Source organism: Robertmurraya sp. (genome assembly GCF_036676585.1).
Taxonomy (GTDB): domain Bacteria; phylum Bacillota; class Bacilli; order Bacillales; family Cytobacillaceae; genus Robertmurraya_A.
In genome coordinates this window covers 12,576-26,491 of the sequence record NZ_JAKFCQ010000101.1, presented here as the reverse complement: position 1 = coordinate 26,491, position 13,916 = coordinate 12,576, and the positions used below count along the sequence as shown (strand labels likewise).

General features: G+C 43.7%; 15 protein-coding genes. All 15 read left to right on the top strand.

Annotated elements, in window-relative coordinates; genetic code table 11:
- Positions 1 to 5 precede the first annotated feature (5 nt).
- On the top strand, positions 6 to 944 hold the full coding sequence (gene hprK, locus ACGLXV_RS14045) for an HPr(Ser) kinase/phosphatase (protein WP_119709988.1): 939 nt from the start codon (positions 6 to 8) through the stop codon (positions 942 to 944).
- A 21-nt stretch (positions 945 to 965) separates the two neighbouring features.
- Positions 966 to 1,784 (top strand): prolipoprotein diacylglyceryl transferase, encoded by an 819-nt coding sequence (gene lgt / locus ACGLXV_RS14040; RefSeq protein ID WP_391559112.1) that lies wholly within the window; start codon positions 966 to 968, stop codon positions 1,782 to 1,784.
- A gap of 198 nt (positions 1,785 to 1,982) precedes the next feature.
- Positions 1,983 to 2,927, top strand: coding sequence for a nucleoside recognition domain-containing protein (locus tag ACGLXV_RS14035; RefSeq protein WP_391559111.1), 945 nt, complete (start codon positions 1,983 to 1,985; stop codon positions 2,925 to 2,927).
- Positions 2,917 to 3,570 carry a pyrophosphatase PpaX gene (ppaX, locus tag ACGLXV_RS14030; protein WP_391559110.1) on the top strand — a complete coding sequence of 218 codons (654 nt, stop codon included), beginning with the start codon at positions 2,917 to 2,919 and terminating at the stop codon, positions 3,568 to 3,570. The genes ACGLXV_RS14035 and ppaX overlap by 11 nt, the downstream gene beginning before the upstream one ends.
- Positions 3,567 to 4,106, top strand: a complete 540-nt coding sequence (locus ACGLXV_RS14025) for an acyltransferase (protein WP_391559109.1) — start codon at positions 3,567 to 3,569, stop codon at positions 4,104 to 4,106. Before ppaX ends, ACGLXV_RS14025 begins: the two co-directional genes overlap by 4 nt.
- 225 nt (positions 4,107 to 4,331) lie before the next feature.
- Positions 4,332 to 5,510, top strand: coding sequence for an ATP phosphoribosyltransferase regulatory subunit (locus ACGLXV_RS14020; protein WP_391559108.1), 1,179 nt, complete (start codon positions 4,332 to 4,334; stop codon positions 5,508 to 5,510).
- Between the two features lie 2 nt (positions 5,511 to 5,512).
- Positions 5,513 to 6,151: an ATP phosphoribosyltransferase gene (hisG, locus tag ACGLXV_RS14015; protein ID WP_119709982.1), complete on the top strand. Its 639-nt coding sequence runs from the start codon at positions 5,513 to 5,515 to the stop codon at positions 6,149 to 6,151.
- A 5-nt stretch (positions 6,152 to 6,156) separates the two neighbouring features.
- A complete protein-coding gene (gene hisD / locus ACGLXV_RS14010; protein ID WP_391559107.1) occupies positions 6,157 to 7,422 on the top strand; it encodes a histidinol dehydrogenase in 1,266 nt (421 codons plus the stop codon).
- Positions 7,423 to 7,532: 110 nt separating this feature from the next.
- On the top strand, positions 7,533 to 8,120 hold the full coding sequence (gene hisB / locus ACGLXV_RS14005) for an imidazoleglycerol-phosphate dehydratase HisB (protein ID WP_391559106.1): 588 nt from the start codon (positions 7,533 to 7,535) through the stop codon (positions 8,118 to 8,120).
- A complete protein-coding gene (gene hisH / locus ACGLXV_RS14000; RefSeq protein WP_391559105.1) occupies positions 8,121 to 8,756 on the top strand; it encodes an imidazole glycerol phosphate synthase subunit HisH in 636 nt (211 codons plus the stop codon). It begins immediately after the preceding gene.
- Positions 8,753 to 9,481 carry a 1-(5-phosphoribosyl)-5-[(5-phosphoribosylamino)methylideneamino]imidazole-4-carboxamide isomerase gene (gene hisA, locus ACGLXV_RS13995; protein ID WP_391559104.1) on the top strand — a complete coding sequence of 243 codons (729 nt, stop codon included), beginning with the start codon at positions 8,753 to 8,755 and terminating at the stop codon, positions 9,479 to 9,481. The genes hisH and hisA overlap by 4 nt, the downstream gene beginning before the upstream one ends.
- 1 nt (position 9,482) lies before the next feature.
- Entirely contained in the window at positions 9,483 to 10,241 is a 759-nt protein-coding gene (gene hisF / locus ACGLXV_RS13990) for an imidazole glycerol phosphate synthase subunit HisF (RefSeq protein WP_391559103.1), read from the top strand.
- Complete coding sequence (hisIE, locus tag ACGLXV_RS13985) at positions 10,238 to 10,879, top strand: bifunctional phosphoribosyl-AMP cyclohydrolase/phosphoribosyl-ATP diphosphatase HisIE (protein ID WP_391559102.1); 642 nt, start codon at positions 10,238 to 10,240, stop codon at positions 10,877 to 10,879. Before hisF ends, hisIE begins: the two co-directional genes overlap by 4 nt.
- A 173-nt stretch (positions 10,880 to 11,052) precedes the next feature.
- Positions 11,053 to 12,534 (top strand): tetratricopeptide repeat protein, encoded by a 1,482-nt coding sequence (locus ACGLXV_RS13980; protein ID WP_391559101.1) that lies wholly within the window; start codon positions 11,053 to 11,055, stop codon positions 12,532 to 12,534.
- 102 nt (positions 12,535 to 12,636) lie between these two features.
- On the top strand, positions 12,637 to 13,587 hold the full coding sequence (gene trxB, locus ACGLXV_RS13975) for a thioredoxin-disulfide reductase (protein WP_119709974.1): 951 nt from the start codon (positions 12,637 to 12,639) through the stop codon (positions 13,585 to 13,587).
- Positions 13,588 to 13,916: the final 329 nt, after the last annotated feature.

Genomic DNA, 13,916 nt, shown 5'->3' with positions numbered 1-13,916 from the left:
CGACCATGGCGAAAGTTCGTACGAAAGATATTATTGAAAAATTTGACCTTGAGTTAATTAGTGGAGAAGAAGGAATAAATCGCCCGATCACGATGAGTGATATCTCTAGACCGGGTATTGAAATAGCAGGTTTTTTCGATTATTATCCAGCCGAGCGGATTCAACTGCTTGGGAAAACAGAGCTAACCTTTGCGGAAAAATTGTCGCCAACGGAGCGTGCTATTCGTATGGAAAAGCTTTGTACGGATGTAACTCCTGGAATCATTGTGACAAGGGAGCTTGACGTACCTGAAGAGCTGATCGAAGCGTGTGAACGTGAGGCTGTGCCACTTATGCGTTCTAGACAGAAGACGACTCGTTTTTCTGGACGTTTGACGAACTTTTTAGAAAGTAAGCTTGCGCCTACAACTGCTGTTCATGGGGTTCTCATTGATATTTATGGAGTAGGGGTTTTAATTACCGGGAAAAGTGGAGTCGGGAAAAGTGAAACAGCCCTTGAACTCGTCAAACGTGGACACCGATTGGTCGCAGACGATTGCGTAGAAATTCGTCAGGAGGATGAAGATACGCTCATTGGTAATTCTCCGGAATTGATTGAGCATTTACTTGAAATCCGTGGATTAGGAATCATTAACGTGATGACACTGTTCGGAGCAGGAGCGGTTCGAAGTCATAAACGCATTACATTAGTAATTAACCTAGAGTTATGGGATCAAAACAAGCAATATGATCGCTTAGGATTAGATGAAGAAAAATTGCGTATCATTGACACAGATTTAACAAAATTAACGGTTCCCGTTCGACCTGGTCGGAACTTAGCCGTTATTATTGAAGTAGCAGCGATGAACTTCCGTCTGAAACGAATGGGAGTGAACGCAGCGGAGCAGTTTACGAATCGTCTAGCTGATGTGATTGAAGAAGGCGAGCATGACGAAGAACATTAATCCTAAGGGGGATGAGCTGTAATGGAATCAACTATTCAACCGATTGACCCAATTGCGGTGTCACTCGGTCCAATCCAGATCCATTGGTACGGTGTGATCATTGGGGTGGGTATTGCACTTGCTTTATTTTTAGCGATGCGAGAAGGAGAAAGAAGGGGACTACATAAAGATATTTTTCCTGATTTGATGCTTTGGGCGATACCTATTGCGATCATTTCGGCTCGTATTTATTATGTGGCATTTGAATGGGATTATTACTCGCAAAATCCAGGTGATATTATTAAGATTTGGAACGGTGGAATTGCGATTCATGGAGCACTAATCGGTTCGGTTATTACAGCGATTGTGTTTTCAAGGAATAAAAATATTTCGTTTTGGAAGCTTGCAGATATCGCAGCACCGAGTATTATTCTTGGGCAAGCCATCGGTCGTTGGGGGAATTTTATCAACCAAGAGGCGCATGGTGGCGAGGTAACAAGAAGCTTTTTAGAAGGCTTATTCTTACCGGAGTTTATCATTAATCAAATGTATATTGATGGGGTCTATTATCATCCAACCTTCTTGTATGAATCGATCTGGAACATTGTAGGATTCGTCCTTTTAATGTCATTAAGAAGGGTGAATCTACGACAAGGAGAGATTTTCCTTTCGTATGTGATTTGGTATTCGATCGGCCGCTTCTTTGTGGAAGGAATGCGTACGGACAGCTTGATGCTAACAGAATCTTTACGTATTGCCCAAACGATTTCGATTGCCTTAATTGTTTTAGCCGTTGCTTTAATCGTTTATCGAAGAGTAAAAGGATACGCGAAGGTCCGGTATTTGGACCAGAGTGTGTAAAACATAGAGAGATAAGGGTGCAATCTCTCCTTACGAAAGCTGCCCAATAAAGGCTTTCTTTAGGAGAAACTTTACCCAATATGAAATAAGTGAGAGGGACAGTTTCCCCTTTCACCAGCTGGTGTTGCTACGCAACAAAGGCTGGCTTCAGGTGAAACTGCCCTCATCCTAATACAAATAAGGGAGCACGGAGAGAAGATGCTACAATCTACGAAAGCAGGTTTTTTCGTCGGTTTGAAGACCGTTTGGGCATTGGGGAAAATTATATTTCCGGTTGCCCTTATTGTTGCTTTGCTGCAGCACACCCCTGTTCTGCCATGGGTGATTCAGTTAATTACTCCTTTGATGGGGATTTTTGGCCTTTCTGGTGACGCAGCGATTCCTCTCGTACTAGGAAACTTTCTAAACCTGTACGCGGCAATCGGTGCCATGCTAACGATTGATTTATCGGTAAAAGAAGTGTTTATCATCGCAGTTATGCTTTCTTTTTCACACAATATGCTCGTGGAATCGAGTGTCGCGATAAAAGTAGGAGTGAAGCTTTGGATTGCGCTAACCGTGAGAATTGGATTGGCCATTTTTTCAGGAATTGTCATTAATTTAGTATGGCAAGGTGGTAGTGAGCGTGCCCAATACGGGTTGGTGGCAGCGAAAGAAGAAACGGTGAGTGGCGTCATTCCGGTCCTTCTCGATGCTTTGCAAACAGCCGCGCTTGGAATTGTTCAATTAGCCATGATTGTGATGCCGTTAATGATTGTGATTCAAGTATTAAAGGACTTACAATGGCTTCAAGTGTTTTCGCGTTGGATGGCACCAGTGACAAGAGCATTAGGAATGAAGGAAAATACGTCAACGACTCTTGCGGCAGGATTGATTTTTGGCCTTGCGTATGGAGCCGGCGTCATGATTCAGGCCGTAAAAGAGGATGGAGTGAGCAAGAAGGACGTAACGATTGCTTTTATTTTCCTCGCAGCCTGCCACGCCGTTGTGGAAGATACCCTCATCTTTTTACCATTAGGAATTCCTGTCCTTCCTCTACTACTCATCCGATTAGTGTTGGCGATCGTCCTGACCGCCATTGTGGTGAAAATATGGAAGCGAGTCGAGTTCTCAAAACGAAAGGAAGCAGTCTATGACCACTAAAACGACAACCATCTTATTTGATTTAGACGGAACATTAATAGATACAAACGAACTGATTATTCAGTCCTTTCTACACACCTTGCAGCACTACTATCCTGACCAATACAAGCGTGAGGATGTGATCCCGTTTATGGGACCAACGCTTGTTGAAACATTTGGCGGAATGAATCCGGATAGTGTCGAGGAAATGATAAAGACGTATCGTGCCTTTAACATTAGCAATCATGATTCGCTTGTGAAGGAGTTCGAGGGTGTAAAGGAAACCATAATTGCCTTAAAGGAAAAAGGTTATAAAATTGGAATCGTAACGTCGAAAATGTCTGACGTCGTTATGAAAGGGTTGAAGCTAACCAAGCTAGATCCTTATTTTGAAATCATTGTGGCACTTGATCACGTGGAAAAAGCAAAGCCAGACCCAGGTCCGGTACGTATGGCTTTAGAAAAACTGCATTCTTCTCCAGAGGAAGCGATCATGGTTGGAGATAACCATCATGATATTTTAGGAGGGAAAAATGCCGGAGTAAGAACGGCTGCGGTTGCTTGGTCGATTAAAGGTCGTGAGTATTTAGCCAAGTACAATCCAGACTATATGCTTGAAAACATGACCGATTTACTGGCTATTTTAGAGGCAGAAGGTCAATGAGAAGGACGACTCGCTACCCGGTCGAAGGAGCGAACTCTCTCTGGCATGTATACAAAACCGTCCCATTTGTAAAAGTCGTTAAAAACTTCATCGTCATACAACTGGCACGATATACACCGTTTTTAGGAATGAAAAACTGGTTGTATCGAACATTTCTAAAAATGAATATTGGTGACCAAACCTCGTTTGCTCTTATGGTCATGCTCGATATTATGTTTCCGGAAAAAATCAGCGTGGGAAAAAACACCGTCATCGGTTATAACACCACGATTCTTGCACACGAATACTTAATCAAAGAGTATCGGTTAGGAGAAGTACAAATCGGAAGCGAAGTAATGATCGGGGCGAATACGACGATTTTACCTGGCATCACCATTGGAGACGGAGCTATTGTGTCAGCAGGAACGCTCGTTCATAAGAATGTTCCTGCAGGAGCGTTCGTTGGTGGCAACCCCATGCGTGTGATTTACACAAAGGAAGAGCTCGCAGAAAGATGGGAACAAGATCCGATTTACGGAAATAATAAGCTTCATTAACGCAAGTTAGTGAGGCTTATTTGTATATTTTGATCGGTTGGTGCCCATAATCGAGCCTTTATTGCGCTAGCAATAACAGCGAAGAGACTGGGCACCAACCGACAATTTATCCAATTTTTCAGTTGACGACCTCCTTGGGAAAGGAGTAAACTACATATAACTTCATTTTGCTAACATATTAGCGAACTAAAGGATTCGGAACATTTAGATATAGAGGTGATTGTCTTGAGTCGTTTGTTTATGTTCGAAAAACCGCTTGGAATGAGAGATACCCTTCCAGGATTATATGAAACGAAAAGCATTGCTAGAAATGCAATAAAATCAGAAATGAAGCGCTGGGGTTTTCAGTTTATTGAAACGCCCGCACTTGAATATTATGAAACGGTCGGAACGGCTTCAGCTATTCTTGACCAGCAGTTGTTTAAATTATTAGATTCACAAGGACATACACTTGTGCTGAGACCAGATATGACCGCGCCGATTGCGCGTGTGGCAGCGTCAAAGCTGTTGAAGGAAGACTTGCCGCTACGTTTAGCTTACTCTGCGAATGTATACAGAGCACAGCAAAGAGAAGGGGGCAGACCTGCAGAATTTGAGCAAATCGGTGTAGAGTGTATTGGTGACCATACGATTAGCGCAGATGGAGAGGTCATTGCTCTATTAATCTCATCATTACGTGAGGCTGGACTACCAAAGTTCCAAATTTCCGTAGGTCATATCGGCTTTGTACAGACATTGTTCCAGCAAATTCTTGGAACGGAAGAGCGCGCCCAAGCATTAACGAAATTTTTATACGAAAAAAATTACGTAGGATACCGTGAGCATGTGAAAAACCTCGGGTTATCTTCTATTGATAAGCAAAGATTATTAGACTTCTTAAAGCTTCGTGGAGGAAAAGAGGTACTAAGCTTTGCCAATGATATTATTGAAAACGAAAGTGGTCGTGAAGCACTTTCTCAGCTTCAGCAATTGTGGGAGATTGTCGTAGCCTTTGGTGAGGAAGATAAGCTAAAGTTTGACCTGACGCTTATTAGTCATATGAGCTACTACACGGGAATCGTGTTTGAAGTATACTCCCATGCGGTAGGAACACCGATTGGAAACGGCGGCAGATACGATCTTCTTTTAGAAAAGTTCGGGAAGGCAACCGGAGCGACCGGATTTGCTTTATACTTAGACCGCCTAATTGAAGCGCTTGGTGGATTATCAGAAGAAACACCGATGACATGTATTTTATTCAGTGATGAACGACGACAGGAAGCGTACGAAGTGGCAAAAGAGAAGCGCGCCATCGGAGAAAAAGTCGTGTTACAAGATATCAATGGTGTGAAAAATATTGATGCATGCACGAATCAATATACAGATATCGTCTTTTTAATCGGAAAAGCAGGCAGGGGGTCTTAACAGTGAAGGAAATGCTAACAATTGCAATGCCGAAGGGGCGGATTTTTGACGAAGCAGTCGAGCTTCTTCGTCAAGCGGGGTTCAATCTTCCACCAGAGTTTGAAGACTCTCGCAAGCTTATTATCGATGTGGAACAAGAGCAGTTTCGCTTTATTTTAGCAAAGCCGATGGACGTCCCCACTTATGTAGAACACGGCGTGGCTGATTTAGGGATTGCAGGAAAAGATGTTATGCTTGAAGAAGAGCGTGACGTGTATGAACTATTAGATTTGAAAATTAGTGCCTGCTACTTAGCTGTTGCAGGTTTACCAAATACAAAGATGAACGATGTCGCTCCAAAGGTGGCTAGCAAGTATCCGAATGTGGCAGCAGCCTACTTCCGTGAACAAGGGGAGCAGGTGGAGATTATCAAGCTAAATGGTTCGATCGAACTTGCACCGATTATTGGATTATCTGATCGCATCGTAGATATCGTGTCTACAGGAAAAACATTGGTCGAAAATGGACTAGTAGAATACGAGCGCATTGCCGATATTACCTCTCGTCTGATTGTAAATCCGGTCAGCTACCGAACAAAGGATGAGCGAATTAGTGAGATCGTTGATAAGTTAACAGACGTGATTCACGGTGTAAGGAGCTGAACAGGATGAACATTCAAAAGGTGAGTGAGGCGGTTTCCATTAAGCGTTCGGTGGATGCGGGAACCGAGGAGCAACGCCAAACGGTAAAGGCAATTATTGAAGATGTACGAAAAAATGGAGATACTGCTCTATTTGCCTATACAGAAAAATTTGATCGTGCCACGTTAACTTCGATGCAGGTTTCTGAAGAAGAAATCCGTGAAGCATACGAGGAAACAGGTGCGGAATATGTGGCGATTATCAAGGAAGCGGCTGAGAATATTCGCACGTTTCACGAAAAGCAGGTTCGTAATTCATGGCTGACGACAGAAGCGAATGGAACGATTCTTGGCCAAAAGGTAACTCCGCTTGATTCCGTTGGCGTATACGTACCAGGTGGAACAGCGGCATACCCATCGTCTGTCCTTATGAATGTGATGCCAGCAAAAGTGGCTGGGGTTGAGCGCATCGTCATGGTGTCTCCTCCAGGTGCCAATGGGAAGTTACCAGCAGCGGTCGTTGTTGCGGCACAAGAAGCCGGTGTGAAGGAGATTTTCAAGGTAGGGGGAGCACAAGCAGTGGCAGCCCTTGCTTACGGCACTGAAGCAATTAAGCCGGTTGATAAAATCGTCGGACCGGGAAACATCTATGTGGCCCTAGCCAAGCGTGAAGTGTTCGGTGACGTGGATATTGATATGATTGCAGGTCCGAGTGAAATTGCCGTTTTAGCAGATGACACGGCTCGAGCAAGCGAAGTGGCAGCTGATCTTCTTTCGCAGGCGGAGCATGATGAGAGAGCGTGTTGTGTGCTTGTTACCACCTCGCAAAAGTTAGCAGAACAGGTTTCTGAGGAGGTTGTTCGTCAGCTAGAAACACTGCCTCGTAAGGCGATTGCCGAACAATCAATCGCTGATTACGGAGCGATTTATGTAGCCGACACATTAGAGGAAGCGATTGTTACCATTAATACATTGGCGCCAGAGCATCTTGAAGTGATGACGGCTAACCCAATGGAGCTATTAGGGCAAATCAAGCATGCAGGTGCGATTTTTATCGGTCGATATAGTTCCGAACCAGTCGGAGACTATTTCGCAGGCCCAAACCACGTGCTGCCAACAAACGGAACCGCCCGTTTCTCAAGCCCATTAAACGTTGACGATTTCCAAAAGAAATCAAGCATTATCTCATACAGTGAAAAAGCATTACAACAAAACGTAGAGAAAATCGCCGCCTTCGCAAGACTCGAAGGCTTAGAAGCCCACGCTAGAGCGGTAGAATCACGATTTAAATAAATGGAATAGGGGGCGTTTCCACCCGAAGAAGCCTTTGTTGCGTAGCAACACCAGCGCACGGAGGGTGAAACGACCCTTGACCAACACTTTTTTGAACAGGAGGATTCGGGATGACAAGGACAGCAAGCATTACAAGAAAAACAGGTGAAACAAATATAGAACTTGCTTTAACAATTGATGGTGAAGGGAAATCAGAACTAGAGACTGGCGTTCCTTTCATGACGCATATGCTTGACTTATTTACCAAGCACGGTCAATTTGACTTAACCATCAACGCCAAGGGCGACACAGAGGTGGACGATCACCACACAACAGAGGATATCGGCATCTGCTTAGGACATGCCCTTCGTGAAGCATTAGGCGATAAAAAAGGAATCAAGCGCTATGGTAATGCCTTTGTACCAATGGATGAGACACTTGCGCAAGTAGTCGTTGACTTAAGCAACCGTCCGCATTTAGAAATGCGAGCGCAATTCCCAAGTCAAAAGGTTGGAACCTTTGACACAGAGTTAGTTCACGAATTTCTTTGGAAGCTTGCTCTTGAAGCACGAATGAACCTCCATGTGATCGTTCACTATGGTCAAAATACACACCATATCATCGAGGCCATTTTTAAAGCATTAGCTAGAGCGTTGGATGAAGCAACCACGATTGACCCAAGAATAAAGGGCGTTCCATCAACGAAAGGGATGTTGTAAATGATCGGAATTATTGATTATGGAATGGGGAATTTATTCAGTGTTTCGAAGGCCCTTGAACGGCTCGAAGCTCCTTACTTCATTTCAGAGGATGCTAGCGAACTGCTACAAGCTGATAGCTTAATCTTACCAGGGGTTGGATCGTTTAAGGATGCTATGGAAAAGCTGAACGAATCAGGCCTGACTGCGATGATCAAGGAATATGTGAAAACTGGAAAGCCATTGCTAGGCATTTGCCTTGGAATGCAACTATTATTTGAGGAAAGCGAAGAGAATGGCCTAACGAAGGGATTGGCGTTACTACCAGGAAACGTGATTCGTTTTCCAGGAGTAACTCCTGAGGGAGAGGCGTACAAAGTCCCGCATATGGGCTGGAACAATATTCACTTCTTCCGTTCGTCGCCGATTTTAGAAAATATCCATGAAGACTTTGTGTATTTTGTTCACTCATATTACGTAAACACGCCGGATCATGAGGTCGTAATCGCTAGCTGCGATTATGACGTTGAAGTACCTGCTGTAGTAGGCCGTGGAAATGTATTCGGAATGCAATTTCACCCGGAAAAAAGCAGCAAGCTAGGCATGGAGCTATTGCGTAATTTTACTGAGCTAACGAAAGAAAGGGTGGCACGATGAGCTTTACTATTTATCCAGCGATTGATATGCGCGGAGGCAAATGTGTCCGCCTTTTACAAGGAGATTATAATCAAGAAACCGTGTATGGAGATTCACCATTTGATATGGCGAAAAGCTTTGCCGAGGCAGGAGCCGAGTGGATACATATGGTCGACCTTGACGGAGCAAAGGATGGAAAGCGTGTGAACGACCGCTTTGTGATCGAGGCTGCTCAAAAGCTTGATGCGAAAGTGCAAATTGGTGGAGGTATTCGTACCGAGGAAGATATTCTTCATTACTTAAATAATGGCGTGTCACGTGTCATTATCGGGAGTGTGGCAGTGTCTAACCCAGAGTTTGCCATTGAAATGATTCAAAAGTACGGAGAAAAGATTGCGATTGGGCTCGATGCGAAGGATGGCTATGTGGCAACGCACGGCTGGCTCGATACCTCTTCTGTCACAGCGGTTGAGCTTGGAAAGCGACTTGCTGAAGCGGGTGCAGAGACGTTTATTTTTACAGATATCGCAACAGATGGGATGCTTTCTGGCCCGAACTTATTGGCTGTAGAGAAACTAGCGGTTGAAACAGGAAAAAGCGTCATTGCCTCTGGTGGGGTAAGTGAGTTAGCTGATCTACGGGCATTGAAGGAGCTTGTAGGAAAAGGCGTGAGCGGTGCGATTGTCGGAAAAGCAATTTATGAAGGACGATTCTCTGTTCCTGAAGCATTGAAAGAGGTGAAGTAACATGCTAACCAAGCGTATTATTCCATGCCTGGATGTGAAGGACGGTCGTGTGGTAAAAGGAATTCAGTTTGTACAGCTGCGCGATGCTGGAGACCCTGTGGAACTGGCTCGTTTTTACGATGAGCAGGGAGCAGATGAGTTAGTTTTTTTAGATATTTCTGCTTCGCATGAAGGCCGCGGTACGATGGTGGATGTGGTAAAATCTGTTGCTTCCGAGTTAGCAATTCCGTTTACTGTAGGTGGAGGGATCAATTCCCTTGAAGACATGAAGCGCATTTTACGTGCGGGTGCGGACAAAGTGTCATTGAATACAGCAGCTGTGCTTAACCCTGGGCTCATTACAGAAGGAGCGAACTTCTTCGGGACACAATGTATTGTCGTTGCTATTGATGCAAAATACGACGAAGAGCTTGGTTCGTGGCGTGTTTTCACGCATGGTGGTCGAAAAACTACCGAATATGAAGTTATACAATGGGCAAAAGAGGCGGTTCGCCGCGGGGCAGGAGAAATTCTGTTAACAAGCATGGATAGTGATGGAGAGAAAAAAGGCTTTGATGTGGCACTAACTCGTGCTGTGAGCGAGGCGGTATCGGTGCCGGTCATTGCTTCTGGTGGAGCAGGAAACGCTGAGCATTTTGCGGAAGCCTTTTTAGAAGCAAAGGCAGATGCAGCATTAGCGGCATCAATTTTCCACTACAAGGAAACATCAGTTGAAGAAGTGAAATCATTTTTAAAAGAAAAAGGGGTGAATGTACGATGAATGTAAAATTTGATGAAAACGGCTTGCTGCCGGCAATCGTTCAGGATGCAGTGACGAAGGAAGTATTAACACTTGCGTATATGAACAAGGAGTCTTTAGATAAATCCATTGATACGCGTGAAACATGGTTTTACAGTCGTTCACGTCAGGAGCTTTGGCATAAAGGAGCAACAAGCGGGAATACACAGAAAATCGTTGATATGAAGTTCGATTGTGACCAAGATGCAGTGGTTGTATTGGTAGAACCAGCTGGTCCTGCGTGCCACAACGGAACAACAAGCTGTTTTACAGAGAGTGTGTTCACAGGTGAGGAAGCAGCGTCTGGTGCGGAAAGCCTAGCAGACTATCAGATATTGTTTGAGCTTGAGCAGTTGATTCGCAACCGTGAAAAGGAACGTCCAGAAGGAGCATACACGACGTACCTGTTTGAAAAAGGCGTTGATAAGATTTTGAAAAAGGTCGGCGAAGAAGCATCTGAAGTGATCATCGCTGCGAAAAACCGTGATGCCGAGGAGCTAAAGTGGGAAGCAGCCGATTTATTGTACCACTTATACGTACTGTTGGTAGAGCAAGGCTTGCCAGCTAGAGACGTATTGTCCGTATTAAATAAGCGACATGAAAAATCAGCAGCAAAATAACCAGCCGAGGGGCTGGTTTTTTGTTTTTGGACAAAGCTTCCTCGATAGCCTTTCTACATTCATGGTTTCAGCCACATAGGACTTATGATATAATAATTAGGTTAATCATATTTTTTATAACTTACTTCATTACATCTAAGAAGTGCTTGTAAACACGTTAAATGGAGGATTTCATGAGCAAAGACTCTAAAGCATATCAACCTAAAGGTAAATTGTTATCTTTTCATCCAACTGGTGAATACTACTTTGCGAAAGGCTTAAAGGCGTATCAACGGAGGGATTTTTATAAATCAAAAAAATATTTGGAGCGTGCGATTCAGCTAGAGCCGGGCGAGCCGATGATTTATTGTCAGCTGGCGATTGTTTGTACGGAGCTTGGTGATTATCAGCAGTCCAATCGTTATTTGCACGAAATTTTAGAAGAGCTGGATGAGCATATGCTGGAGTGTCATTATTTCTTGGCTAACAACTACGCACATCTCGGCCTTTTTAAAGATGCATACACACACGCGTCGCTGTATTTAAAACTGGATCAAGACGGAGAGTTTGTCGAGGATACGGAAGAATTAATCGACTTACTAACTCTTGAAGCGGAGGAGCTTGAAGAGGACCTGTACGAAGAGGATGACTTAATCGTAAAGCAGGATGAGGCGCGCCGTTTATTAGAATCGGGACATTTTCCAAGAGCTGTTGACCTATTAGAAGAGGTGATCGAGGAATTTCCTGAATATTGGTCAGCTTACAACAACCTAGCCCTTGCTTATTTCTATCTAGGAGAAACAGACAAGGCGGACGACATTCTTGAAGATGTACTCACGAAAAATCCAGGCAACTTGCATGCGTTGTGCAACAAGCTTGTGTTTGCTTTTTATCTGAAGGATAAAAAGGAGCTGAGCAGCCTGATGGAAGTGTTGAAAAAGATTAAGCCGATGCTGCAAGAACATCAATTCAAACTTGGTGCGAGCTTTGCGCTTGTTGGAGAGTATGAGCTGGCTTACGGTTGGCTAAGAAAGCTGCAACGAGTAGGCTTTGAAGGGGACGGACCGTTTTATTACTGGCTATCTTACTCTGCGTACCATACGGATCGTCAATCCATGGCTGAGCAAGCATGGAAAAGAGTTCTTGAATTCAGCCCTGAAAAAGAAGGGCATGAGCCATGGGAAAAGAATAAGCCAGAAGCAGCTGGCTTTGAGCATATTCCAAAAGCGATTCATCAAAAGCTAGAAAGCAACTTTATTGAAGAGCGTTTATTCGGGTTATTCCTTGCTTCTTTATCGGGAGAAAAAGAGAAGCTTTTAACTTCTATGAAGCCAAAGTATTTGATAGAAAAGGAATATGTCGAGCTTTTAAGCATGAAAACATGTGAAAAACCTATCATGCGTTCCGGTCACGAGACAGCAATGGAGCTTTATAAACAGCATCAACCGATTGGAACGACACAGTCGAGCTTGTTTTTATTATGGTTTACCATTTTGCCAGGTCTTATGAAAGAAAATGTGCAAGCAAACAACTCGAAGGCTTTGGCAGCTGCGACCGAATATATGTGGAGAAAGCAACGTGGGGAGCGAACATCACAGCAGCAGGTGGCAAAGCTGTACAGTCTATCCAGCTCCACCCTCCAAAAATATGTCAAAATTGTAAAAGGGCTCATTTAGTGAGCATATATTTGGACTCCACTCACTTTGTTTTATAGGATAAGGGTAACAAGGAAATACTAATACAAGTATTGTTTTCTTTTTTAAAAGGAGTGAATAAACGTGTCTGAAGAAAAAATCTATGATGTCATTATTGCTGGTGCTGGTCCTGCTGGGATGACGGCCGCTGTGTATACATCACGTGCGAATCTTTCTACATTAATGATTGAGCGCGGTGTACCAGGTGGACAAATGGCGAACACTGAAGAGGTTGAAAACTATCCAGGTTTTGACCATATTTTAGGACCTGAGCTTTCTACAAAAATGTTTGATCATGCGAAAAAGTTTGGTGCTGAGTACGCGTATGGCGATATAAAAGAAGTCATTGATGGTGAAGAGTATAAGACGGTTGTTGCGGGTTCAAAGCAGTATAAAGCTCGTGCCGTGATTATTACAACTGGTGCTGAATATAAGAAAATTGGCGTTCCTGGTGAAAAAGAGCTTGGTGGCCGTGGGGTTTCTTACTGTGCGGTTTGTGATGGCGCATTTTTCAAAGGAAAAGAACTTGTCGTTGTTGGTGGAGGAGACTCTGCGGTAGAAGAAGGAGTGTACTTAACACGTTTCGCTTCTAAAGTAACGATCGTTCACCGTCGTGACGAGCTTCGTGCCCAAAAAATTCTTCAGCAACGTGCGTTTGACAATGAAAAAATTGATTTCATCTGGAATCACACAGTGAAGCAAATCAATGACAAGGACGGCAAAGTTGGAAGTGTTACTCTTGTGTCAACACAAGATGGCGCAGAACAGGAATTCCAAGCGGATGGCGTATTCATCTACATCGGAATGGTTCCTCTATCAAAACCGTTTGCGAACCTTGGTATTACTAACAGTGACGGATACATTGAAACCAATGACCGTATGGAAACGAAGGTTCCTGGTATTTTCGCTGCTGGAGATATTCGCGAAAAAACACTTCGTCAAATTGTTACTGCAACAGGTGACGGAAGTATCGCCGCTCAAGCTGCGCAACACTATGTAGAAGAACTAATGGAATCATTAAAGCAAAAAGCATAACATAGGAAAAGCTAGCCTTTTGGGGTTAGCTTGTTTGCTTTTTAGGGATAAAGGATCTAGGATTTAGGGTGAAATGAAGTTCATCGAGCCTATGAAGATCAAAAGTGATGAAGATTTAGTATGAAATGGAGTTCATCAAGCTTATGAAGATCAAAAGTGATGAAGATTTAGAATGAAATGAAGTTCATCAAGCTGATGAAGATCAAAAGTGATGAAGATTTAGGGTGAAATGAAGTTCATCGAGAAACATCTATGAATCAAATTGGTGCATCACTTCATCCATTCTTAACAAAACGTAATCTCCAATTAATTATACTGTAACAGTAGTG